Source organism: Curtobacterium sp. MCBD17_032, assembly GCF_003234855.1.
Taxonomy (GTDB): domain Bacteria; phylum Actinomycetota; class Actinomycetes; order Actinomycetales; family Microbacteriaceae; genus Curtobacterium.
The window spans coordinates 63,163-87,138 of sequence record NZ_QKTO01000008.1 but is presented as its reverse complement, the minus strand read 5'-3'; the positions used below and the strand labels follow the sequence as shown (position 1 = coordinate 87,138).

The following is a 23,976-nucleotide window of genomic DNA, read 5'->3' as shown; positions in this document are numbered from 1 at the left end:
GACGGATCGGCAGTCGCCGTGAACCACGACGCCGCGACGCGCCCGCGCCGGCAGGACCGGGACCCCGAGTACCGGGAGACGGGCGCCTTCTACGCGATGCGCGTCGACGGCTTCCGGGCGGCGCGGCACCGGTTCTTCGGTCGGGTCGAACTGGCGGTCGTCCCGGCGCGGACCGCGATCGACATCGACGACGTCCACGACCTGGATCTCGCCGCAGCACTCGCGCCGCTGGTGGAGCCCGCCGCCGGACAGGACGCCACCGAGCCCACGACCGTTGCGCCGCACTCCGTTCCCGCAGAGCACGCCCTCGCAGAGCACGCGCCCACAGAGCACGACCCCACCGACCCCCATCCCGCTGGCGCTCCCGCCGCGGAGAACGGGGCACCATGAGCGTCCGCATCGGCATGTCCACCATCGGCGCCGGGAACCCCGCCTACCTCATCGGCGAGATCGGCCTCAACCACAACGGCGACGTCGAGATCGCCAAGCAGCTCATCGACGTCGCGGCCGACGCCGGGATGCAGGCGGTGAAGTTCCAGAAGCGCACGCCGGAGATCTCCACGCCCGAGCACATGAAGACGATGCCGCGCAGCACGCCGTGGGGCGAGATGACCTACCTGGACTACCGGTACCGCGTCGAGTTCGACCGCGACCAGTACATCGAGATCGGCGACCACGCGACCCTCCGCGGGCTGGACTGGTTCGCCTCGCCGTGGGACGAGCCGTCGGTCGCGTTCCTCGAGGACCTCAACGTCGTGGCGTAAAAGATCGCCTCGGCGACGGTCACCGACCTCGGGATGCTCAACGCCGTCGCCGCGACCGGCAAGCCGGTGATCCTGTCGACGGGCATGTCGACGCTCGACCAGATCGACCGCGCGGTGTCGACCCTCGGGACGGAGCGGCTCGTGCTCATGCACGCCACCTCGACGTACCCGCTCCCGCCGGAGGAGGCGAACCTCCGCATGATCGACACCCTCGCGACGCGCTACGCCTACGCGGGCGTGCCGGTCGGCTACTCCGGGCACGAGCCGGGTCTGCAGATCTCCCTGGCGGCCGTCGCGCTCGGGGCCACCGCGGTCGAACGGCACATCACACTCGACCGGACGATGTGGGGCTCCGACCACGCGGCCTCGCTCGAGCCGCACGGCCTCCGCACGCTGGTCCGCGACATCCGGATCATCGAGACCGCGATGGGCGACGGGGTCAAGCGCATCTTCCCCGGCGAGGAGGCACCCCTCGCCAAGCTCCGCCGGGTGGGTGCGTGAGCGCTGCGGGGAACCACGGCGACGCCGGGGACGGACGGGAGGCGCGCCTCCCGTCCGTCCCGTGGCCGCGCCAGCGGCGCGTGGTCGGCTTGGTCGACACGGACTCGTTCGCGAAGTGGGGCGCACACCTGCTCTCGGTCGCCCCGCCGCACTGGTCGCTCGAGCTGCTGACCGTGGCGACGCCGCGGTCGGCGAGCCCTGCGCAACTGCGGGCGGCCTTCCGCGACGTCGACGCACGGCTCGGCCCGATCGACCTCGCCCCTCCCGAGCCACTGAGCGTGGACGAGGTGGTGGCGCGCCTCCTGGCCGAGCCGCCGGACGCGGTGCTCGTGTCCTGCATCGGGCCGGTGGCGGAGCTGCTCGTCGAGCAGGTGATCCGGACGATCGCCCACCGTCCGGTGCTGGTGAGCGGCCTGCCGGGCATCTCGTTCCCCGCCAAGTGGAAGGGCGTGTTCCTCCGCGCCCGCGCGGACCTGTTCGTGCTGCACAGTCACCGCGAGGTCCGCGAGTACACCGCGATGTCGGCCGCGGGCGGTGTCGAGCCGTCGTTCGCCCTCGCGACGCTGCCGTTCGCCCGGCCGTCGAGCACGGCGCGGACGGACGTCGTCCGGGACTCGGTCGTGTTCGCCGCACAACCGAGCGTGCCGGAGGAGGAACACGAGCGTCGACGGGTCGTGGGCTGGCTCGTCGCGACCGCCCGCGCGCATCCGGAGTGGCGCGTCGTCGTGAAGACCCGGGCAGCGGCGGGCGAGCACCAGACCCACCGCGAGGCGTTCCCGTACGCGGACCTCGTGCCCGGGGACGCCCCGCCGAACCTCGTCGTGCAGGCCGGTCCGATGTCGGCCCACCTCGACCGGGCCGTGGCACTCGTGACGATCAGTTCCACCGCCGTGCTCGAGGCGGCGGCCCGGGGCGTGCCCGCGCTGACCCTGACGGACTTCGGCACGTCGCGCGCGCTCATCAACGAGGTCTTCGTGGACAGCGGACTCGAGGGGAACGCGGACGACCTCCTCCACGGGCGCTTCGGCAGGGTGCGGCCCGAGTGGATGACGGACAACTACTTCCACGCGCCGCAGGACGACGACTGGGCTGCCCGCACCGAGGCGTTGATGGCGCTGCGGGACGCCGGAGCCCTGGTCGACCGTCCCGCCGCACGGCGCAGTCGCGGTGGGGTACTGCGTCGGGCATGGGAGCGGCGGAACGCACTGGGCGACCACGACCGGACCGTCCTCGGCCTCGTGGCGGCGTCGATCGGGACACCGATCCGTGCGGTCAAGCGACTCCGACGCCGAGTGCTGCGGGCGCTGCGGCACCCGCCGGAGCCGGTCGGCACCGCCGCTCGGTCGGTGTCAGTCCAGCGCCTTCGCGACCGCGACGAGGAACTGGTCGCGGGTCGGGACGCCCGCTGACCGGAAGACCTCGGTGCCGTCGTCCCGTCGGACGACCACGGTGGGCGTCGAGCGGATGCCGAGCTCCTCGACGACGTCGGGTTCGGCGGCGGCGTCCCGTTCGGTGACGGCGAGTCCCGGCACGAGTCGGGCCGCGTCACCGACGACGCGGCGCGCGGCGGCACACGGCGCACAGAACGCGGACGTCCAGAGATCGACCTGCATGTCTTCCTCCAACGCACGCCGGCGGCGGTGTACTCCCGATCGGTGACCGAGCGGCGACCCGACGTCGGCCCGACATCGGCTCGGCATCGGCCCGGGCAGCACGCGGCCCCGGTCGTCAGGGACGACCGGGGCCGGACGTGCGTGCTACTCGCGGTCGAACTCGCCGCTGCGGTCGCCGCGGTCCTGCAGGTCGTCGACCGGGTCGGACTCGTCGGGCGCGAAGGTGTAGTCGACCGAGACCTGGTCGAGCACCTGGCGCGAGCCGGTGGACTTGTAGGTGAAGGCGGTCTGGAGGCCCTCGACGTCCGCGAACACCGTCACCTCGTCGTCCAGCGCGTCGCTCGTGGCCGTGCGGGTGTCCGTGGTCCCGTCGAACGGGCCCCCGTGGAAGATGGCGGTGAACTCGTCGCCCTCGTGGATCGTGATGTCGCTCATGCCTCCCTTCTACCAGGGCCGGACGTCGCGCGGTCCAGCGCAGCACGGGCGTCCTTGCCGTTTCCATAGCTCTGCTATACAGTTCCGGAGTGGAACCAAATCGGGAGCAGACGATCGAGACGCTCCTCGTCTCGGTCAACCGGCTCATCCGGTCCGCACTCCAGGCCACGGGGCACACCACCTCCGCCGCCGTCTGGCGGACCCTCGGCATCCTCGAGACCGAGGAGTCCCTCCGGCTCGGCGAACTCGCCACGGCGTCGCGGGTGTCCCAACCGACCATGACCCGCCTGGTCGCCGGCATGACCGCCGACGGTCTGGTCGCACGGACCGTCGACCCCGACGACTCCCGCAGCCAGCTCATCGCGATCACCGACGCCGGTCGCGAGCGACTGGTCGCCTGGCGAGCCGCCCTCACCAGCACCGTCGGCCCCCTCTTCGAGGACCTGAGCGACGACGACTGGCACACCCTGCACGACGCATCGGCCCTCATCGCAGCGAGGGCCAGAACGGAGACCACCGCGTGAACGCCCACGCACCCGCCGGGCAGTCCGGCTCCATCCTCAAGCAGTCCTCGGCCGTGTGGGCCATCGCCTTCGCGTGCGTGGTCGCGTTCATGGGCATCGGTCTCGTCGACCCGATCCTCCCCGCGATCGCCGAGTCCCTGCGCGCCACCCCCGCGCAGACCGAGCTGCTCTTCACGAGCTACCTCGCCGTCACCGGCGTCGCCATGTTCTTCACCAGCTGGGTGTCGAGCCGGATCGGGGCGAAGAAGACCCTGATGACCGGGCTCGCGCTCATCGTACTCTTCTCGGTGCTCGCCGCCGTGTCGAACGACGTCTGGACGATCATCGGGTTCCGCGCCGGATGGGGCCTCGGCAACGCGCTGTTCATCTCCACCGCGCTCGCGACGATCGTCGGCGCCGCTGCCGGCGGGACAGCCTCCGCGATCATCCTGTACGAGGCCGCACTCGGGCTCGGCATCGCGGTCGGCCCGCTCGTCGGCGGACTGCTCGGGTCGGTCAGCTGGCGTGGGCCGTTCTTCGGCGTGACCACGCTCATGGCGGTCGCGTTCATCGCCATCCTCGTGCTGCTGAAGCCCGGCATGCTCGAGAAGCCGACCCCCACGAAGCTCTCCGCCCCGTTCCGTGCCCTCGGCCGTCCCGCCCTCGCAGCCCTCGCCGCGACCGCGCTGTTCTACAACATCGGCTTCTTCGTGCTGCTCGCCTACACGCCGTTCCCCCTCGGGTTCGGGGCGCTCGGCATCGGGTTCACGTTCTTCGGCTGGGGTGTCGGTCTCGCGATCACCTCGGTCTGGGTCGCCCCGATGCTCACCGCCCGGATGCGCCGCACGAGCGTCCTCAAGCTCGCGCTGCCGCTGCTCGCCCTCGACCTGTTCGCCGCGGCCGTCGTCGTGCGCTCGCAGGCCGGGCTCATCGTCTGCGTCGTGATCGGCGGGCTCGTCCTCGGTGTCCTCAACACCGTGCTGACCGAGTGCGTCATGGAGGCGACCGACCTGCCCCGCTCCGTCGCGTCCAGCGCCTACTCCGCGGTCCGCTTCATCGGCGGCGCGATCGCTCCGCCCGTCGCGACGCTGCTCGCCGACGCCTACTCGCCGAGTGCCGCGTACGTCTTCGCGGGCGTGTCCGTCGCGATCGCGTTCCTGGTCGTCGTGCTCACCACGACGGTGCTGCGCCGCGTGGACGACGGGGCCGAACCCGAGCTCGTCGAGGCCGAGGCGGTCTCGGCCGGCGAGATGGCGTAGCGATGGGCGTCGGAGCGCGGAAGTAGGATCGGGGCATGTCTGCAGGGAATGACCGTCTCGTCTGGATCGACTGTGAGATGACGGGACTCGACGTCGCGGTCGACGAGCTCGTCGAGGTCGCGGTCGTCGTCACCGACTTCGACCTCAACCCGGTGCACCCCGGGTTCGACATCGTCATCAAGCCGGACCAGTCGGCCCTCGACAACATGAACGAGTTCGTGACGAACATGCACACCACGTCGGGCCTGATCGAGGAGATCCCGGACGGGGTGTCCCTGGCGGACGCCGAGTACCAGGTGCTCGAGTACATCCTCGCCCACGTCCCCGCCGAGGGCACCGCGCCCCTGGCCGGGAACACGATCGGCACCGACCGGGCGTTCCTGGCGAAGTACATGCCCCGCGTCGACGGCCACCTGCACTACCGGAGCGTGGACGTGTCGAGCATCAAGGAGCTCTGCCGTCGCTGGTTCCCGCGCGTGTACTTCAACTCGCCGGCGAAGCACGGCGGGCACCGCGCCCTCGCCGACATCCTCGAGTCGATCCGCGAGCTCGAGTACTACCGCCGCGCTGGCTTCACGCCGGAGCCCGGGCCGGCGAGCGACGACGTGAAGGCCATCGCGGCCGAGGTCGTGGCGAAGTGGGAGCCGCGCCTGACCCCGCAGCCGACCCCGGCACCCGCCGAGTAGCGATCGTGGTCCGGGCAGGCGCTCGGATGTACTACAATCGAGTGGTTGCTCCGGCTCGCCGGACCGACACATGGTGGGTATAGCTCAGCTGGTAGAGCGCCTGGTTGTGGTCCAGGAGGTCGCGGGTTCAAGCCCCGTTACTCACCCCAGCTCCGCCCGTGCTCCCTGAGCACCGGCGACACGAAGGCCCCCGTCTCCCGGACGGGGGCCTTCGGTATGTGACCAGCTCTCCCCCGGACACGTGTGCCACGATCGCCCCCGTGATGGAGATGTCGCTCGAGGACTTCGAGCAGCTCGTGACCGACGAACTCGACCAGCTCCCGGACGAGATGGTCGACGGCCTGGACAACGTCGTGTTCGTCGTCGAGGACGAGCCCGAGGACGGCTCGGACCTGTTCGGCGTGTACGACGGTGTCGCCGCGACCGAGCGCGGGCAGTACGGTTTCGGTGAGCTGCCCGACCGGATCGTGGTCTTCCGGAAGCAGCACCTGGCGGAGTGCGACAACCTCGACGAGCTCAAGGACGAGGTGCACACCACGCTCGTGCACGAGATCGGCCACTTCCACGGCATCGACGACGAGCGGCTGCACGAACTCGGCTGGGCCTAGACCGGGGTGGCGCGGTCCCTCGTCAGGTCCGCACCACGACGTCCGCGAGCCCTGCCGGCTGCTCGGCGCGGATGAACGCGTCCTCCTGGGCGGCCCACCGTGCCCACTCCCGTTCGAAGGTCGGTCCGTCGCGGCCGATCGCCCGGTCCCACCGCACGGCGTCGTCGGCCTCGAGCCACACCCGCACGGTGGCCGACCGAGCCGAGGCACGCGAGAGCGCCCCGCACCCCTCGATGACGAGTGCTGCATCGGGGTCGACCGACCGCCACGCGGCCGGCCGGTCCGCCTCCCAGTCCCACGAGCGGTACCCGGATGCCGCACCGAGCACGTCCGACACGACGACGTCAGCGGCGGCGCGGAGGCCGTCCCACCCGGGGTAGACGTCGTCGAGGTGCACCACCTGCGCGCCGAGCGCGGCCGCGAGGGCGTTCCCGAGCGTGGTCTTGCCCGTCCCGGACCGCCCGTCGACGAGCACCACGACCCTCCCCTGCACACCGACACCGGACTCGCCGGCAGCGCGGACGCGCGCCACGACCTCGTCCACGACGCCCCCGACGTTCCCGACGCCGGCCCCGCTCCCGACGCCGGCTCCGCTCTCGACGTCGGCCCCGCTCCCGGCCCGTTCCTCAGCCACGCCACGTCCCCGCCGCCACGGCCACGGCGACCGCGACCGCGCCGATGCCGACGAGCACCGCGACCATCGCCCACTCCGGTCCCGCGAACCGGACGCTCCGCGCCCACGTCCGTCGTCCGGGAGCGCCGAAGCCCCGCGACTCCATCGCGACCGCGAGCGTCGTCGCCCGCCGGAGCGCCAGCACGAGGAGCGCGAACGCCATCGACGCGCCCCGCCGGAGCCGACCGGTGTCGGCCACGCCCCGGGCTCGCCGTGCGTTGCCGAGCTGCCGCCAGTCGTCGCCGAGCAGGGTCGTCATCCGGATCGCCGCGAGGGCGCCGAGCACGAACCGCGCGGGCAACCGGAGCAGCTGCGCGAGCCCGTCGGCCAGGTCGGTCGGGTCCACCCGCACGAACAGCGCGATCGCCGGCAGCCCCACCGCGAGCACGCGCAGCGCGGTCGCCAGGGCGAGGGTCAGCGATCCGTCGGTCACGTGCGCGAAGCCGAGGTCGAACCACTCGCGGCCGGACGGCCGGCCGTACAGGGCGATGCTCACGGCCGTCAGCGGCACGGCCGCGAGCAGCGGCGCCGTGCGCAGCAGCAGCGTCCGCGGCGGGATCCGCAGGAGTGGGAGCAGCAGCACCTCGAGGGTGAGGGCGACCGCGGCCGAGACGACGTCCAGGCTGAGCACGAGGCACAGGCCGAGCGCCAGGACGCCGAGCAGCGACGCAACCGGCTGCACACCGCGGATGCCGCAGGGCCGGACGGGAGGCTCGGCCCACCCCGGCGTACCGGCCGCGGCCCCGGCGGTCGTCGCAATGGGGCGCTCGTGGCTCGTGCTGCTGCGCGCATCCATCGAGCGCGTCGACGCGGCCGACGCGGCCGCGTCAGTCCGGGCGGCCGAACCCGTCACCGTCGAACCGGTCGCGGCCGAACCCGTCACGGTCGAACCGGTCGCGGCCGAACCGGCCGGCGCGGCCGGCACGGTCGGCGCCACGTGGCGCGGTCGGTCGCGCTCGTCCGCCACCGCAGCGTGCACGCCGTCGGGCCCGAGGACGACCTCGTCCGCGTCGAGCGCCCGGACGAGGTCACGGTCGTGGGTCACGGCGACGACCGCGGTCCCACCGTCGGCCAGTTCACCGAGCCGGTCGACCACGGCCTGCCACGTCGCCCGGTCCTGCCCCGAGGTCGGTTCGTCGAGCACGAGCACGGGCGGCTCGGCGGCGATCACGGCCCCGATCGCGAGGCGGCGCTGTTCCCCTCCGGACAGGGAGAACGGGTGCTGGTCGGCGAGACGTGCCAGGTCGAAATCGGCGAGCACCCGGTCGACCCGGGCGTCGACGTCCGACAGGCCGACGGCACGCGGACCGGCGGCGAGCTCCTCGCGGACGGTCGTGGCGATGAACTGGTGCTCCGGGTCCTGGAAGACGGTGCCGATCCGGGCGGCGAGCTCGCGGCTGGACCATGCCGACGGGTCCTCGGCCGCGTCGCCCCGCAGTTCCGCGGTCGCGTGCACCGAGCCGGCGGCGGGTCGGAGGAGCCCGCCCAGGGTGAGTCCGAGCGTCGACTTGCCGACGCCGTTCGGTCCGGTGATGGCGACGACCCGCCCGGCACGCACGCTGAGGTCGATCCCGCTGCCGATGCGCGGTCCCCGGCCCCGCGCCGTGCCGAGGGCCGACGCGACGAGGCGATCCGGGCCTCCCGGCCGGTCCGCGGTGCGGTCCTCGGTCGCACCGCGTCGTGCGGAGCCGGGTGCGGGCTCGCTGCCCGGTACCCAGACGCCGGCCCCGGTGAGCGCCGGTCCGTGGGCGGCGAGCACCTCGGCCGGGGGCCCGTCCGCCACGACGCCGCCGGCGGGTTCGAGCAGCACGAGGCGGTCGACCAGGTCGAGCCAGGTGCCGATGCGGTGTTCAACGACCAGGAGCGTGGCGCCGGTCTCGTCGAGGACGGCGCGGACGGCGTCGTGCACCTGCGCGACCCCGTCCGGGTCGAGGTTCGCGCACGGCTCGTCGAGCACGAGGGCCCCCGGGCGCATCGCGAGCACCCCGGCGAGCGCCAGCCGCTGCCGCTGCCCGCCGGACATCGCCGCGGTGGACCGGTCGAGCGGGAGGTCGAGCCCGACGACGTCGAGCGCGGCGCGGACCCGCGGCCAGATCTCCTCCGGCGGCACCCCGGTGTTCTCGCATCCGAAGGCCACGTCGTCCCCGACCCGGGACATCACGGTGTGCGCCTCGGGGTCCTGCATGACCAGGCCGACCCGGCCGCGGGCGCTCCCGGGCGTCACACCGTCGACGAGCACCTCGCCCTGGACCGCGGCGGCGGTGTCGTCGTCGGGGTCGGGTTCGTCGGGCAGCACGGCCGCGACGGCCCGGAGCAGCGTCGACTTGCCGGCGCCGGACGGGCCGACGACCGCGACGCGTTCGCCGGGCTCGACGGTCAGGTCCACTCCGCGGACGGCCCACCGTTCACGGGACGCGTACCGCCAGCCCCAGTCGCGGAAGGTGATCCGTGCGGCCGGCACCGCGGTGCCGGACACGGGTCCCGCGGCGGCCGGTGCGGAGGTCACGCCGAGGCGCGAGCCGCACGCTTGGTGTGCTCGCGGCCCGCGGCGAACGACGAGAGCACGCCGGTGGCGGCGAGGGCCCGGACGACGAGCCACGAACCCAGTCCGGCGATGACCGCACCGGAGATGACGGCACAGACCACGTAGACGGCCTTGAACCCGGCGTCGAGGCCCGCGTACCAGAGCAGCGAGTCGTTGATGCCGAGTGCGAGTCCCGCGGCGGCACCGGCGAGGACGACGACCGGCAGCCGGTACACGCGGTACAGGAAGAGCGCGAGGACGAGTTCGGCCCCGAGCCCCTGCACGAGCCCGGCCTCGAGCGTGAGCCACCCCCACTGGGTGCCGAGCAGGGCCTCGACGGACGCCGCGACCATCTCGGCGTACAGGGCCGCACCGGGCTTCCGCACGACGATCGCGACGATCGGTCCGGCGAGCAGCCAGACGCCGCCGAAGAGCGACTGCGAGCCGGGGAGCACGAGCGCGCTGGCGGCGCTGATCGGCTCGTAGCCGAACTCCCACAGCTTGAAGACGACGCCGATCGCGACGGCGAGGACGCTCGCGACGACGATGTCCACGACCCGCCACCGCAGCGAGCGGGTGGCCTTGGTGGACGGGACAGCAGACTGCATGACAGCAGGCATGACCTGGACTCCTCCCTGCGCCGGCATGATCCGGATCAGGTTCGACGGTCGGAGCGCCGTTCGCTCCCTCTCAGCCCGGTGGACCCGGACTCCCGTGTGTGTCCCGCCAGTGTAGTGGGGTCGCGGTCGCGGGACGCGACCACGGACGGACGGGAGGCACGGTGCGGACCCGCACCGTGCCTCCCGTCCGTCGTCCGGTCAGGCCGTCACTTCTTGAGCGCGCGGATGAGCTTCGCGAGCACCTTGCCCGTGACCCAGATCACCGGGATGCTGACGGTGAGGAGCGAGATGAGGTTCGGCTCGAAGGCGAGGTCCTGGCCGGGACGACGGACGTACGCACCGACGGGGAGCGAGACGGCACCGCCGCCACCGCCACCGGCGCCGTCCTCGTCGGCGTCGGACCCGCCGCCGAAGCCGTACCAGTTGACGGAGACGGGGATCAGCGTGCTGTCCCCGACGTCCACCGGGTCGCCGTAGTTCGAGGCGACGCCGACGGGCCGCACCTTGTCTGCGATCTGCGTGACGATGTTGGTCATGGCGGTGACGCTACTCGGCAGGGCCGCGGACATCACAGGGGTCCGCCGATACGTTGGCGGGGTTCACCCCTTCTGGAGGCACGTTTGCACACCTGGCCCGGCAACCCCTACCCCCTCGGCGCGACCTACGACGGCAGCGGCACGAACTTCGCCGTGTTCAGCGAGGTCGCCGAAGGGGTCGAGCTCTGCCTGTTCGACGCCGACGGCACCGAGGAGCGCGTCCGTCTCGTCGAGGTGGACGCCCACGTCTGGCACGCGTACCTGCCCACCGTCGGCCCGGGCCAGGAGTACGGCTTCCGGGTCCACGCACCGTACGACCCGGCGAACGGGCTGCGGTCGAACCCCGCGAAGCTCCTCCTCGACCCGTACGCCAAGGCCACCAGCGGTGACATCGACTGGGACCAGTCGCTCTTCTCGTACACGTTCGGCGACCCGGACTCGACGAACGACGAGGACTCCGCGTCGCACATGGTGAAGGGCGTGGTCATCAACCCGTTCTTCGACTGGCAGGGCGACCGACCGCCGCGCATCCCGTACGGCGAGACGGTCATCTACGAGGCGCACGTGAAGGGCCTCACCGAGACGCACCCCGACGTGCCCGAGGAGCAGCGCGGCACCTACGCGGGCGTCTCGCACCCGGCGGTCATCGAGCACCTCAAGCGGCTCGGCGTGACGACGCTCGAGCTCATGCCCGTGCACCAGTTCGTCAACGACTCGACCCTGCAGGACAAGGGGCTGTCGAACTACTGGGGCTACAACACCATCGGGTTCTTCGCGCCGCACGCGCACTACTCGTCCTCGGGCGACGGTGGCCAGCAGGTGCAGGAGTTCAAGACGATGGTCCGCGAGCTGCACCGCGCCGGCATCGAGGTCGTCCTCGACGTCGTGTACAACCACACCGCCGAGGGCAACCACCTCGGACCGACCCTGTCGTTCCGCGGCATCGACAACGCGGCGTACTACCGCCTCGTCGACGACGACAAGCGGTACTACATGGACGTCACGGGCACGGGCAACTCGCTCAACGTCGGCCACCCGCACTCGCTGCAGCTGATCATGGACTCGCTGCGGTACTGGGTCACCGAGATGCACGTCGACGGCTTCCGCTTCGACCTCGCCGCCGCCCTGGCCCGCGAGTTCTACGAGGTCGACCGGCTCGCGGCGTTCTTCGAACTGGTGCAGCAGGACCCGGTCGTGTCGCAGGTGAAGCTCATCGCCGAGCCGTGGGACGTCGGCCCCGGCGGCTACCAGGTGGGCAACTTCCCGCCGCAGTGGTCGGAGTGGAACGGCAAGTACCGCGACACCGTCCGCGACTTCTGGCGCGGTGAGCCGTCGACCCTCGGTGAGTTCGCGTCCCGCATCTCCGGCTCGGCCGACCTGTACGAGCACGACGGCCGCACGCCCAAGGCGAGCATCAACTTCATCACCGCGCACGACGGCTTCACGCTGTACGACCTCGTCGCGTACAACGAGAAGCACAACGAGGCGAACGGCGAGGACAACAACGACGGTGAGAGCCACAACCGGTCGTGGAACTCCGGCGTGGAGGGCCCGACCGACGACGCCGAGGTGAACGCGCTCCGCCTCCAGCGCCAGCGGAACTTCATCGCGACGCTCCTGCTGAGCCAGGGCGTGCCGATGATCGCGCACGGCGACGAACTCGGCCGCACCCAGCAGGGCAACAACAACGTGTACGCGCAGGACTCCGCGCTGAGCTGGATCGACTGGTCCACGGCCGACGACGAACTCATCCAGTTCACCGCCGACGTCGTGAAGCTCCGGCACGACCACCCGACCTTCCGCCGCACCCGGTACTTCAACGGCCGTCCGGTGCGTCGGGGCGAGGGCGAGCCGCTGCCCGACGTGGTGTGGCTGACCCCGGCCGGCGACGCCATGCAGCCCGAGGAGTGGGACTCCGGGTTCGGCAAGAGCGTCGGCATGTACCTGAACGGCGAGGGCATCCGCGGTCGCGACGCCCGCGGTGAGCGCGTCACCGACGTCGCCTTCCTGACGTACTTCAACGCCCACGACGGCGTCGTCACGTTCACGCTCCCGCCGGAGGAGTACTCCCCCGGGTGGACCGTCCGCATCGACACCGCCGAGCCGGGTGCGCGCGACGAGGTCCTCGAGGCCGGCGACGCGCTCGACGTGCCCGCTCGCTCGATGATCGTGCTGCGCGCCGAGCCGGAGCACGAGATCCAGCGCACGCCCGTCGACACCGCGGAGCAGAGCGAGCCGGAGCACCCGACCGCCACCCCCGCGAACCCGGCCGCGTCCGCCACCCCGAGCGCGGCCGGCACGGCGGGCGCCGCGGGCGTCCCGGCACCAGCCTCCGACACGGGTCCCGAGACACCGACGACCCCCGAGGCCCCTGCTCCATCACCCTCCGACGACGCTCCGACCGAGCACGACGCACCCGGCTCCGCCGGACCCGACACCCCTGGAAGTGCCGCATGACCCGCCGCAACCCGACCTCCACCTACCGCCTCCAGGTCACCGCCGACTTCGACCTCGACGCCGCCCGCGACGTCGTGGACTACGTCCGTGACCTCGGCGCCGACTGGCTGTACCTCTCCCCCGTGCTGCAGGCGGAGCCCGGCTCCGGCCACGGGTACGACGTCGTCGACCACACCCACGTCGACACCGACCGCGGCGGCGACGACGCCCTCCGGGCACTTGCCGAGGCCGCGCACGCGGCCGGGCTCGGCGTCCTCGTCGACGTCGTGCCGAACCACGTCGGTGTCGCCACGCCGGCCGTCAACCCGTGGTGGTGGTCGCTCCTCGAGCACGGCCAGGAGTCCCCGCTGGCGGAGGCGTTCGACGTCGACTGGGCCGCCGGCGACGGACGCATCCGCATCCCGGTGCTCGACGACCGACTCCTCGACGGTGTCACGCTCGACACCGGCAGCGCCGACGGCTCCGCGCCCCGCCTGCTCGTCGGCGAGACGGCGTACCCGACCGCTCCCGGCACCGTGCACGACGGCGACGACGTGGCGACCGTGCACGCGCGCCAGCACTACGAGTTCGTGCACTGGAAGCGCGCCGACTCGGAACTCAACTACCGCCGGTTCTTCGCGGTGAACACCCTCGCTGCCATCCGCGTCGAGGAGCCCGAGGTGTTCGCCGCCTCGCACGCCGTCATCGGCTCCTGGTTCCGCGACGGCCTCGTCGACGGGCTGCGCATCGACCACCCGGACGGCCTGACCGACCCGGCCGGCTACCTGGACGACCTCGCCGACCTGACCGGCGGCGCGTACACACTCGTCGAGAAGATCCTCGAGCCCGGCGAACTCCTGCCGTCGTCGTGGCCGGTCGACGGCACGACCGGCTACGACGCGCTGGGCGTCATCGACCGCGTGTTCGTCGACCCCGCGGGCGAGGCACCCCTCACCGCGCTCGAGGACCGCCTGCGCGGCGAGCACGTCGCCTGGCAGGACCTGACCCGTGGCACCCGTCGAAGCATCGCCGACGGCATCCTCAACAGCGAGGTGCGTCGTCTCGCCCGCCTGCTCGTCGCCGACCCGGTCGTGCAGGCCGACGGTGCACCACTGGACGAGGAGCGCATCGTCGACGCCGTCGCCGAGGTCGTCGCGTCCTTCGAGGTCTACCGCACCTACCTGCCCGAGGGCATCCACCACCTGATCGAGGCGCTCGAGGTCGCGGCGGAGTCCCGTCCGGACCTCGCCGACGTCATCGACCGCATCGCGCCCGCGCTGTGCGACGGGAACGACGCCGCGGCGATCCGCCTGCAGCAGACCAGCGGCATGGTGATGGCGAAGGGCGTCGAGGACACCGCGTTCTACCGGACCTCCCGTCTGTCGTCGCTGAGCGAGGTCGGCGGTGACCCGAGCATCTTCTCGGTGACCCTCGACGCGTTCCACGCAGCACAGCGCGAGCGCCTCGCCAGCTGGCCGCTCGCCATGACCACGCTCACCACGCACGACACGAAGCGGAGCGAGGACACCCGCGCCCGCATCGCGGTCCTGGCGGAACTCGGCGAGGAGTGGACGGCGACGTTCGACCGGCTGAACGCCCTCGCCCCGCTCGAGGACGGCGTGTTCGCGAACCTGCTCTGGCAGGCGATCGTCGGTGCCCGACCGGCCTCCCGCGAGCGGCTCCACGCCTACGCCGAGAAGGCCTCGCGCGAGGCCGGCGACAGCACGACGTGGACCGAACCGGACGAGGCGTTCGAGCAGCAGATGCACGCACTCGTCGACGCGTCCTTCGACGACCCGGCCGTCGTCGCCGAGCTGGACGCCCTCGACGAGCGGATCACCGCCGCGGGCTGGTCGAACGGCCTCGGCGCGAAGATCGTGCACCTCACCGCGCCCGGCGTCCCCGACGTCTACCAGGGCACCGAGGCCTGGGACCGGTCGCTCGTCGACCCCGACAACCGTCGACCGGTCGACTACGCCGAGCGTCGCCGGGTCCTCGCGACGCTCGACGGGGCGGACGACGACGGCCCCGACTCGCTCCCGACGATCGACCTGGACGCCGCTGCCAAGACGCTCGTCACGAGTCGTGCCCTCCGCGTCCGTCGGGACCACCCGGAGCTCTTCAGCCGGTACGTCCCGCTCGACGCGACCGGTCCGGCCGCCGACCACGTGGTCGCCTTCGACCGTGGCGGCGCCGTCACGATCGCCACCCGGCTGCCGCTCGGCCTGGAGGCCGTGGGCGGTTGGGCGGACACGCTGCTGCACGTCGTCCCCGTCGAGCGCGTCGACCTGCTGACCGGCCGACGCTTCCCGGCCGACCGCGACCTGCTGCTCGGCGAGCTCCTGACCGACTTCCCGGTCGCCCTGCTCGTGCCGGCCGACGTCGTCGACGGCGCCGGGCACGACGCCGCCGGGACGACCGGCACGGACACCACCACCACCACCGACGACACCGAGACCGACGCGCAGGCCGAGGTCGAGATCCTGGAGGGTCACGCATGACCAGTCCTGACCGTTACGGCGTCTGGGCCCCCGAGCCCGAGGACGTCCGCCTCGTCGTCGACGGGACCGAGTACCCGCTGACACATGGCGACGACGACTGGTGGACCACCGACGAGGTCCTGCCCGTCGTCGGTGCCCGCTACGGCTTCCGCATCGACGGTGACGACGCGGTCCGCCCGGACCCGCGCAGCCGGTTCCAGCCCGAGGGCGTGCACGGCCCGTCCGAGGTCGTCGACCCGTCCCGCTTCGCGTGGACCGACGACGCCTGGACGGGTCGCCCGGCACGGGGCGGCGTCATCTACGAGATGCACGTCGGCACGTACACCCCGGAGGGTACGCTCGACGCCGCCGCCGCGAAGCTCGAGCACCTCGTCGAGCTCGGCGTGGAGTTCGTCGAGCTCCTGCCGGTGAACGGCGTGAACGGCGAGTGGAACTGGGGGTACGACGGCGTCGCGTGGTACGCGGTGCACGCGCCCTACGGCGGTCCCGACGCCTACGACCGCTTCGTCGACCGGGCGCACGCGCTCGGCCTCGGGGTCATCCAGGACGTCGTCTACAACCACCTCGGCCCGAGCGGCAACTACCTGCCGCTGTACGGCCCGTACCTCGTCCAGGGTCTGGCGAACACGTGGGGCGACTCGGTCAACGTCGAGCACCCCGAGGTCCGCCGGTACGTGCTCGACAACGTCCGCATGTGGTTCCGCGACCACCACGTCGACGGCCTGCGCCTCGACGCCGTGCACGCCATCCGCGACACGACCCGCCCGCACGTCCTGGCCGAGATGGCGAGCGAGACCGACGCCTACTCGTCGTTCACGGGCAGGCCGCTCTCGCTCATCGCCGAGTCCGACCTCAACGACCCGGTGATGTTCCGCCCGCGCGAGGCCGGCGACTACGGGCTCGCCGGGCAGTGGTCCGACGACTTCCACCACGCCGTGCACGTCGCGGTCACCGGGGAGACGAACGGCTACTACGCCGACTTCGCCCCGCTGACGGCGCTCGCGAAGGTGCTCGACCAGGGCTTCTTCCACGACGGCACGTGGTCCTCGTTCCGCGGCAAGCGCCACGGCCGGCCGATCGACCGCGGGACCTCCCCCACCACGGCGCTCGTCGTCGCGAACCAGAACCACGACCAGATCGGCAACCGGGCCGCCGGCGACCGCCTGGCCGCGACCGTGTCGGACGAGGGGCTCGTCATCGCGGCGGCCCTGACCCTGCTCGGTCCGTTCACGCCGATGCTGTTCATGGGCGAGGAGTTCGCCGCGACGACCCCGTGGCAGTTCTTCACGTCGCACCCGGAGCCGGAGCTCGGCAAGGTGACGGCCGAGGGCCGCATCAAGGAGTTCGCGGAGCACGGCTGGGACGAGTCGACGGTGCCGGACCCGCAGGACCCGACGACGTTCACGAACTCGAAGCTCGTCTGGGCCGACGCGGAGTCGGAGCGCGGTGCGCGGATCCTCAACGCCTACCGGGTGCTCGTCGCCCTCCGCCGGACCGACGAGGCGTTCGTCGACCACCGGTACGAGGCGAACGCGGTGCGGTTCAGCGAGGACGAGCGCTGGCTCGTGCTCACCCGCGGGCTCCTCGGACCGACGGCCGCCCCGGTGCACGTCGTCGTGAACCTGTCGGACGCCGCGGCGGAGGTCCCGCTCGTCGGCGCCACCGGCGAGGTGCTGTTCAGCTTCGGTGACGCCGACTTCGACACCGACGGCGTCCGCTTCGGCGGTCGCGGCCTGGTCGTGGTGCGCTGACCGCACACGCCACCGCGTGACGGACAGGAGGCCCGGTACCAGCTGGTACCGGGCCTCCCGTCCGTCAGGTGGTCGCGACCGCGACCCGCGCCGATCAGGCGGGGCGCTGTGCGGGCGACACGTTCTTCGACGCGTCACGCTCGGGGATGTCACCGAGGGCGTCGTCGATCGCGGCGAGCGCGTCGGCGTCGAGGGTGACGCCCGCGGCCTTGACGTTGTCCGTGACCTGCTCCGGTCGGGAGGCACCGACGATCGCCGAGGCGACGTTCTCGTTCTGCAGCGTCCACGCGATGGCGAGCTGCGCGAGCGTCAGCCCGGCCTGGTCGGCGACCGGCTGCAGGCGCTGGACGGCCTCGAGGACCTCGTCGCGCATGAACCGCTTGATCATGTCGGCGCCGCCCTTCTCGTCCGTGGCGCGCGAGCCCTCGGGCAGCGGCTGACCCGGCTTGTACTTGCCGGTGAGCACGCCCTGCGCGATCGGCGACCAGACGATCTGGGACAGACCGAGCTGCTTCGAGGCCGGGACGACCTCGCCCTCGATGACGCGCCACAGCATCGAGTACTGCGGCTGGTTCGAGATGAGCTGGAAGCCGAGCTCCTTCGCCAGCGCGGCGCCGGCGCGGATCTGCTCGGCGGTCCACTCGCTGACGCCGATGTAGAGCGCCTTGCCCTGGCGGACGACGTCCGCGAAGGCCTGCATGGTCTCCTCGAGCGGCGTCTCGTAGTCGTAGCGGTGCGCCTGGTACAGGTCGACGTAGTCGGTCTGCAGCCGCTGCAACGAGCCGTCGATCGACTCCATGATGTGCTTGCGGCTGAGGCCGACGTCGTTGTGGCCCTTGGGCCCGGTCGGCCAGTACACCTTCGTGAAGACCTCGAGGGACTGCCGACGCTCGCCCTTGAGCGCTTCGCCGAGGACGGTCTCGGCCGCGGTGTTGGCGTACGTGTCCGCCGTGTCGAACGTGGTGATGCCGGCGTCGAGCGCGGCGCGCACGCACTGGGTGGCGACGTCGTTCTCGACCTGCGAGCCGTGCGTCAACCAGTTGCCGTAGGTGATCTCGGAGATCTTGAGTCCGGAGTTGCCCAGGTACCTGAATTCCATGGTGCCGACGCTACTGGAGTGAGCGCTCCCGTGAGGGGTCTCCGCAGTACCCGGGACGGCTCCTCGGTGAACAATGGTTGACGCTTCAACCAAACGGGTGCAGGATGGGGTAGCATCAAGGTCGATGCAGGCGCATGCACCACCGCGCCGGCCCCCCGACTCACCGCTCGAAGACACCTCGCTCGAAGAAGGACACACCATGGCTCTCACCGCCTCCGCCATCCCCGGCTACGTCACCGGCACCTGGAAGCTCGACCCGACCCACTCGGAGGTCAGCTTCTCGGTCCGCCACCTCGCGATCAGCAAGGTCAAGGGGAAGTTCGAGCAGTTCGACGCGACGCTCGTCACCGCCGAGAACCCCCTCGACACCACCCTCGAGGCCTCGATCGACGTCGCCAGCATCAACACCAACCAGGCGCAGCGCGACCAGCACCTCGCCACCGGCGACTTCTTCCTCACCGAGGAGCACCCGCAGATGACGTTCCGCTCGACGGGCATCCGCGAGGACGGCGACGACATGCTCATCGACGGCGAGCTCTCGCTCCGCGGCGTCACCAAGAACGTCACCCTGAAGACCGAGTTCGGCGGTGTCACCACCGACGGCTACGGCCAGACCAAGCTCGGCGCCGAGGCGACGACCAAGATCGACCGCACCGAGTTCGGCGTGAACTGGAACGCCGCGCTCGAGGCCGGTGGCTTCACGCTCGGCAACGACGTCACCATCAACCTCGACGTGCAGTTCGTCCTCCAGGCGGCCTGACCTCGGTCCCACCACGACGAGCCCCGGCGCCATCGGCGTCGGGGCTCGTCCCGCATCCCGACGGACGACGTACCGAGCGGTAGCGTGAGCAGCACCGTCGACGAACAGGAGTCACCCCGATGCCCACCGACTGGATCGCCCTGCAGACCCTCGCGGCCGCGGAGTTCGGCCGCCGCGTCGCCGCGGTCGCCGACTGGGACGCACCCACGCCCGACTCGGAGTGGACGACCCGGGACCTCGTCGCCCACGTGGTCGACGAACAGCGGTGGATCCCGAAGCTGCTCACGGGCTGCGACCACGAGCAGGCCGCGGCCGACCTCGAACCGATCGGCGACGACCTCGTCGCGGAGTGGGAGCGCCACTCGAGCGCGGCGATCGAGGCGTGGCAGCGCGCGCCGCAGGACACCCCGGTGCACCTGGCCACCGACGTGGTGAGCGCCGGCGAGTACCTGGCGGAGCAGACGAGCGACATCGCGATCCACACGTGGGACCTCGCGCGGGCCACCGGCAGCGACGAGCAGCTGCCGGACGAACTCGTCGAGGCGGTGTGGACGCACTTCGAACCGCAGATCCAGTCCCTCGCCGGGACCGGCCTGTACGCGGCTCCAGTGCAGGTGGACGACGATGCTCCGCTGCAGGTGAAGCTCCTCGCGGTCACCGGGCGCGACGCCCGCACGGCCGCCTGACCGACCGGTCGGTGCCTGCCCCGTCACGTCCCGGAAGGACCCGCATGTCCGACACCACGACCGTCCCCACCACCCGGCTCGGCAGCACCGGCCTCGAGATATCGAGCATCGTCCTCGGGATGATGTCCTACGGCGACCCGGCCGCCGGCTCGCACGCGTGGAGCGTCGGGCTCGACGACGCCCGGCCCTTCGTCCGTCGTGCCTTCGAGGCCGGCATCACCACGTTCGACACCGCGAACGTCTACTCCGCGGGCAGCAGCGAGGAGATCACCGGGAAGCTCCTCGCCGAACTCGCCCCGCGCGAGGACGTCCAGGTCTTCACGAAGGTCTACAACCGCATGCGCCCCGGTCGGAACGGAGCCGGGCTGTCGCGCGCTGCGGTCATGCACGAGATCGACGCCTCCCTGACCCGCCTCGGCACCGACTACGTCGACCTGTACCAGATCCACCGGTTCGACCCGCACACCCCGGTCGAGGAGACGATGGAGGCGCTGCACGACGTCGTCAAGTCCGGCAAGGCCCGCTACATCGGCGCCTCGAGCATGTGGGCGTGGCAGTTCGCCGAGATGCAGCACGTCGCCGAGCTGCACGGCTGGACGAAGTTCGTCGCGATGCAGGACCAGTACAACCTGCTCGAGCGCGAGGAGGAGCGCGAGATGCACCCCTTCTGCGAGCACACCGGCGTCGGCGTCATCCCGTGGAGCCCGCTCGCCCGCGGCAAGGTCACCCGCCCCTGGGACGCGCAGGGCTCCGGCTCGCGAGCCGACACCGACGAGTTCGGCAAGACGCTGTACCGCCAGGACGAGGACGCGAACCGCGCGATCGTCGACGCGGTCGGGCAGGTCGCCGAGGAGCGCGGCGCGAGCATGGCGCAGGTCGCCCTCGCCTGGGTCGCCGGCAAGCCGGCCGTCTCGGCGCCGATCATCGGCGCGACGAAGGAGCACCACATCGACGACGCGGTCGCGGCGACCGGGATCACGCTCACCGAGGACGAGGTCGCGCGACTCGAGCAGGCGTACACCCCGCGGGTGCCGTCCGGCTTCTGAGCCGACCGGCGGACGGGAGGCGCGGCACCAGCTGGTGCCGCGCCTCCCGTCCGTGCCGCCCCTCGTCCGTACCGCCCCTCGCCCGTACCGCTCCTCGTCCGTGCCGCCCCTCGTCCGCGCCAGCGCCGTCAGCACGCGCCCGGCGGACGCGCCCACGGGGTCGCACGACACGCCCTCCGCGACGCCGGAGTCGCGCGGAGGCCCGGGACGTGTCCGAACGGCCGATCGTGCGACCTCGACCAGGCCGTCAGGCGCCGTCCAGGCCCCGCTCCGTCGTTGCCTCGCGCTCGAGGCGGGCGATGCGGGCGAGCGCCGCACGCTCGGTGCCGGACTGGGTGCCCAGCACGCTGCCGATGCCGTCGAGGACGACCCCGGTCGCCCGGTCCACGGGCAGCTCGATCGGGCCGATCGCGGGTGTCCGGATGCCGAGCAGCGACCGGTGCCGGGGGTCGAGGGTCGAGACCGCGCCCTGGTACACCGCCCGGTAGCCGGGTCGCAGCAGCTGGGCCAGCGGCGGGTTCTTGATGAAGCGCAGGACCTCCCGGGTCCTGGGCGTCACCGCGAGCTCCCCGCGGTCGAGGTACCCGTCCATCTGCGCCCGGAGTTCGGCCTCGGACTCGGGGGCGTCCGCGACCCGCATGAGCCGCCCGGCGATCGCCCACTCCCTGACGTAGGCGTCGGCCCCGCCGGGGATCGGCTGCCCCCAGCGCTGTGCCGTGCGGAGGAACGCGTCCGTGAACGCCAGGTGCACCCAGCGCGCCAGGTCGGGGTCGTTCGCGGTGTACGGGCGCCCGACCCCGTGCCCGTCGACGTACACGCCGCGGACCCGCTCGTGCAGCCGCAGCACCCACTCGCTCCCCGCCCGGGCGGTCGCGGTGTCGCCGTGCGTGACGGTGTAGATCCACCGGATCGTGCCGGCGAGCCGACCGAACGGGTCCTCCTTGTACCGGGAGTGGTCCGCGACGCCGGCGAGCGCTCCCGGGTGCAGCGCCTGGACGAGCAACGCCCGCACACCGGCGACGATGGTCTGGTTGCCGCCGTGCACCGACCACGTGGCCGAACCCGGACCGAAGAAGCCCGCGTCGGTGCCCTGCTCGAGGGCGTCCACCCACTCGGGACTGCCGGAGGTGCTGCCCGTGAACGTGGCCTGCAGGCGGGTGCGGAAGGCATCGGAGACGAACGACATGACGCAATGGTCCGTCGCGCCCCTGACAATGCGCCCTCCGAGGGTCCGGGGAGCATGCCTGACAAGGACTCGGGTCCGCCCGCTAGGTTGGTCCGCGTGAGCATCGACACGCCTCGTCCCTGGCTTGCCTCCTACGCGTCAGGGGTGCCGCACGACATCGAGCCGATGACCGGGTCGCTCCTGGACCTGGTCGAGCAGTCGGCGGCGCGCTGGCCGAAGGCGGTGGCACTCGAGTTCTTCCGGCGGACGACGACGTACGCCGAGCTCGAGGAGCAGATCGCCCGCGCGGCGAACGGCCTGCGCAAGCTCGGCGTCACCAAGGGCGACCGCGTGGCGCTGGTGCTGCCGAACTGCCCGCAGCACGTCGTCGCGTTCTACGCGGTGCTGCGGCTCGGCGCGATCGTGGTCGAGCACAACCCGCTCTACACACCGCGCGAGCTCCGGCACCAGTTCGAGGACCACGGCGCGAAGGTCGCGATCGCCTGGGACAAGTCGGTCGCCACGCTGCAGGACTTCCCCTCGGACCTCGCCCTCGACGCGATCGTCTCGGTCGACCTCACGCGCGCCATGCCGCGCCGCACCCGCCTGGCGCTCTCGCTGCCGGTCGCGAAGGCCCGCGAGTCGCGCGCGAAGCTCACCGCACCGGTCACCGGCACGACCCGTTGGGACGACCTGGTGTCGAGCCGGAAGCTGTCGAAGCGGCACCCGCGCCCGGAGACCGACGACGTCGCGCTCATCCAGTACACCTCGGGCACGACCGGCACCCCGAAGGGCGCCGTCCTGACCCACCGCAACCTGCTCGCCAACGCCGCACAGGCCCGCGCCTGGATCCCCCAGATCAGCGCCGGCGACGGCAGCGTCGTGCACGCCGTGCTGCCGATGTTCCACGCCTACGGCCTGACGCTCTGCCTGACCTTCGCGATGAGCATCGCCGGGCGCCTCGTGCTCTTCCCGGCGTTCGACCCGGCCCTCGTGCTGGCGGCGATCAAGAAGCGCCCGCCGACGTTCCTGCCGGCCGTGCCGCCGATCTACGCGCGGCTGCAGCACGCCGCCGACTCGGCCGGGGTGTCGCTGCAGGGCATCGACATCGGCATCTCCGGCGCGATGCCGCTCTCCCAGGACGTCATCGAACCGTGGGAGGCCCGCACCGGCGGCTTCCTGGTCGAGGGCTACGGCCTGTCCGAGTGCTCTCCGGTGCTCATGGCCAACCCGGTGTCCGACGCCCGTCGACTCGGCGCGATCGGCCTCCCGCTGCCCTCGACCGAGTGCCGCGTGGTGGACCCCGACGACGAGACGAAGGTCCTCGGCACCGGTGAGGCCGGCGAACTGCAGGTCCGCGGCCCGCAGGTCTTCAGCGGCTACTGGGGCAAGGCGGACGCCACCGACGAGGTGTTCACCCCCGACGGCTGGTTCCGGACCGGCGACATCGTGGCGATCGACGCCGACGGCTTCGTGCGGATCGTCGACCGGCTCAAGGAGCTCATCATCACGGGCGGCTTCAACGTCTCGCCGTCCGAGGTCGAGGACACCCTGATGAAGCACCCGAGCGTCAAGGAGGTCGCGGTCGTCGGCATCACGCAGGCCGGCAACGAACAGGTCGTCGCCGCGGTGGTGCCCGCCGACCCGTCCTCGTTCGACGCGGACGCCCTGCGCGCCTGGTGCCGCGACCAGCTCGCCGCGTACAAGGTGCCGCGGCGCGTGGTCGTCGTCGAGGACCTCCCCCGCTCGATGATCGGCAAGGTCCTGCGCCGCAAGGTGCGCGACGCGATCACCGACCGCGACTAGCAGC

The 23,976-nt window shown here is 72.0% G+C and carries 21 protein-coding genes, 1 tRNA gene, 1 pseudogene and 1 riboswitch; of the genes and pseudogenes, 15 read left to right on the top strand and 8 right to left on the bottom strand.

Going from position 1 to position 23,976, the window contains the following annotated elements; genetic code table 11:
* Window positions 1–18: 18 nt before the first annotated feature.
* From DEI91_RS16470 to DEI91_RS11665, 3 genes and pseudogenes are all read left to right on the top strand, one after another.
* Window positions 19–390: a hypothetical protein gene (locus DEI91_RS16470; protein WP_220038082.1), complete on the top strand. Its 372-nt coding sequence runs from the start codon at window positions 19–21 to the stop codon at window positions 388–390.
* Window positions 387–1,265, top strand: a pseudogene (locus tag DEI91_RS11670) (N-acetylneuraminate synthase family protein). The gene DEI91_RS16470 and the pseudogene DEI91_RS11670 overlap by 4 nt, the downstream one beginning before the upstream one ends.
* Entirely contained in the window at window positions 1,262–2,674 is a 1,413-nt protein-coding gene (locus DEI91_RS11665) for a DUF6716 putative glycosyltransferase (protein ID WP_111052452.1), read from the top strand. The pseudogene DEI91_RS11670 and the gene DEI91_RS11665 overlap by 4 nt, the downstream one beginning before the upstream one ends.
* Here DEI91_RS11665 and DEI91_RS11660 read toward each other — a convergent pair.
* Entirely contained in the window at window positions 2,615–2,878 is a 264-nt protein-coding gene (locus DEI91_RS11660; protein ID WP_110824008.1) for a thioredoxin family protein, read from the bottom strand. The genes DEI91_RS11665 and DEI91_RS11660 overlap by 60 nt on opposite strands.
* A gap of 144 nt (window positions 2,879–3,022) precedes the next feature.
* Window positions 3,023–3,313, bottom strand: coding sequence for a hypothetical protein (locus DEI91_RS11655; protein WP_111052451.1), 291 nt, complete (start codon window positions 3,311–3,313; stop codon window positions 3,023–3,025).
* Window positions 3,314–3,402: 89 nt separating this feature from the next.
* Between DEI91_RS11655 and DEI91_RS11650 the strand changes: the two genes are divergently transcribed.
* The 5 genes from DEI91_RS11650 to DEI91_RS11630 all read left to right on the top strand — a co-directional run bounded on the left by DEI91_RS11650 (window position 3,403) and on the right by DEI91_RS11630 (window position 6,369).
* The gene (locus tag DEI91_RS11650) at window positions 3,403–3,837 is read left to right on the top strand and encodes a MarR family winged helix-turn-helix transcriptional regulator (protein WP_181439586.1); all 435 of its coding nucleotides are present in this window, start codon (window positions 3,403–3,405) and stop codon (window positions 3,835–3,837) included.
* On the top strand, window positions 3,834–5,075 hold the full coding sequence (locus DEI91_RS11645) for an MFS transporter (protein WP_111052449.1): 1,242 nt from the start codon (window positions 3,834–3,836) through the stop codon (window positions 5,073–5,075). Before DEI91_RS11650 ends, DEI91_RS11645 begins: the two co-directional genes overlap by 4 nt.
* Before the next feature lie 35 nt (window positions 5,076–5,110).
* Window positions 5,111–5,761, top strand: a complete 651-nt coding sequence (gene orn / locus DEI91_RS11640) for an oligoribonuclease (RefSeq protein WP_111052448.1) — start codon at window positions 5,111–5,113, stop codon at window positions 5,759–5,761.
* A gap of 73 nt (window positions 5,762–5,834) precedes the next feature.
* A tRNA-His gene (locus tag DEI91_RS11635) sits at window positions 5,835–5,910 on the top strand.
* A 114-nt stretch (window positions 5,911–6,024) separates the two neighbouring features.
* Complete coding sequence (locus tag DEI91_RS11630) at window positions 6,025–6,369, top strand: metallopeptidase family protein (RefSeq protein WP_111052447.1); 345 nt, start codon at window positions 6,025–6,027, stop codon at window positions 6,367–6,369.
* A 22-nt stretch (window positions 6,370–6,391) separates the two neighbouring features.
* On the opposite strand, the gene DEI91_RS11625 is transcribed toward DEI91_RS11630, so the two are convergent.
* The 4 genes from DEI91_RS11625 to DEI91_RS11610 form a co-directional block, all read right to left on the bottom strand.
* On the bottom strand, window positions 6,392–7,003 hold the full coding sequence (locus DEI91_RS11625; protein WP_258374404.1) for an ATP-binding protein: 612 nt from the start codon (window positions 7,001–7,003) through the stop codon (window positions 6,392–6,394).
* On the bottom strand, window positions 6,996–9,548 hold the full coding sequence (locus DEI91_RS11620; RefSeq protein ID WP_181439585.1) for an ATP-binding cassette domain-containing protein: 2,553 nt from the start codon (window positions 9,546–9,548) through the stop codon (window positions 6,996–6,998). The genes DEI91_RS11625 and DEI91_RS11620 overlap by 8 nt, the downstream gene beginning before the upstream one ends.
* Window positions 9,545–10,186 (bottom strand): ECF transporter S component, encoded by a 642-nt coding sequence (locus DEI91_RS11615; RefSeq protein ID WP_258374403.1) that lies wholly within the window; start codon window positions 10,184–10,186, stop codon window positions 9,545–9,547. The genes DEI91_RS11620 and DEI91_RS11615 overlap by 4 nt, the downstream gene beginning before the upstream one ends.
* Window positions 10,181–10,292: riboswitch (TPP riboswitch) on the bottom strand. It overlaps the preceding gene by 6 nt.
* Before the next feature lie 100 nt (window positions 10,293–10,392).
* Complete coding sequence (locus tag DEI91_RS11610) at window positions 10,393–10,722, bottom strand: hypothetical protein (RefSeq protein ID WP_110824005.1); 330 nt, start codon at window positions 10,720–10,722, stop codon at window positions 10,393–10,395.
* An 84-nt stretch (window positions 10,723–10,806) separates the two neighbouring features.
* Between DEI91_RS11610 and glgX the strand changes: the two genes are divergently transcribed.
* Genes glgX through treZ form a run of 3 tightly spaced genes read left to right on the top strand, consistent with a single transcriptional unit; the run spans window position 10,807 to window position 17,410 of the window.
* Entirely contained in the window at window positions 10,807–13,179 is a 2,373-nt protein-coding gene (gene glgX / locus DEI91_RS11605; RefSeq protein ID WP_111052445.1) for a glycogen debranching protein GlgX, read from the top strand.
* Window positions 13,176–15,659: a malto-oligosyltrehalose synthase gene (gene treY, locus DEI91_RS11600; protein WP_111052444.1), complete on the top strand. Its 2,484-nt coding sequence runs from the start codon at window positions 13,176–13,178 to the stop codon at window positions 15,657–15,659. The genes glgX and treY overlap by 4 nt, the downstream gene beginning before the upstream one ends.
* Window positions 15,656–17,410 carry a malto-oligosyltrehalose trehalohydrolase gene (gene treZ / locus DEI91_RS11595; protein WP_111052443.1) on the top strand — a complete coding sequence of 585 codons (1,755 nt, stop codon included), beginning with the start codon at window positions 15,656–15,658 and terminating at the stop codon, window positions 17,408–17,410. Before treY ends, treZ begins: the two co-directional genes overlap by 4 nt.
* A gap of 94 nt (window positions 17,411–17,504) precedes the next feature.
* Here the strand turns inward: treZ and DEI91_RS11590 are convergent, their stop codons facing one another.
* Window positions 17,505–18,509 carry an aldo/keto reductase family protein gene (locus DEI91_RS11590; protein WP_111052442.1) on the bottom strand — a complete coding sequence of 335 codons (1,005 nt, stop codon included), beginning with the start codon at window positions 18,507–18,509 and terminating at the stop codon, window positions 17,505–17,507.
* Between the two features lie 199 nt (window positions 18,510–18,708).
* Here DEI91_RS11590 and DEI91_RS11585 point away from each other — a divergent pair, with 199 nt between their 5' ends.
* From DEI91_RS11585 to DEI91_RS11575, 3 genes are all read left to right on the top strand, one after another.
* Window positions 18,709–19,269 (top strand): YceI family protein, encoded by a 561-nt coding sequence (locus DEI91_RS11585; RefSeq protein ID WP_111052441.1) that lies wholly within the window; start codon window positions 18,709–18,711, stop codon window positions 19,267–19,269.
* 119 nt (window positions 19,270–19,388) lie between these two features.
* Window positions 19,389–19,955 (top strand): TIGR03086 family metal-binding protein, encoded by a 567-nt coding sequence (locus DEI91_RS11580; RefSeq protein WP_111052440.1) that lies wholly within the window; start codon window positions 19,389–19,391, stop codon window positions 19,953–19,955.
* Between the two features lie 44 nt (window positions 19,956–19,999).
* Window positions 20,000–21,001 (top strand): aldo/keto reductase, encoded by a 1,002-nt coding sequence (locus tag DEI91_RS11575; protein ID WP_111052439.1) that lies wholly within the window; start codon window positions 20,000–20,002, stop codon window positions 20,999–21,001.
* 247 nt (window positions 21,002–21,248) lie between these two features.
* Here DEI91_RS11575 and DEI91_RS11570 read toward each other — a convergent pair whose 3' ends face one another.
* Complete coding sequence (locus tag DEI91_RS11570) at window positions 21,249–22,187, bottom strand: oxygenase MpaB family protein (protein ID WP_111052438.1); 939 nt, start codon at window positions 22,185–22,187, stop codon at window positions 21,249–21,251.
* 54 nt (window positions 22,188–22,241) lie between these two features.
* Between DEI91_RS11570 and DEI91_RS11565 the strand changes: the two genes are divergently transcribed.
* Window positions 22,242–23,972 carry a long-chain-fatty-acid--CoA ligase gene (locus DEI91_RS11565; RefSeq protein ID WP_111052437.1) on the top strand — a complete coding sequence of 577 codons (1,731 nt, stop codon included), beginning with the start codon at window positions 22,242–22,244 and terminating at the stop codon, window positions 23,970–23,972.
* Window positions 23,973–23,976 lie beyond the last annotated feature (4 nt).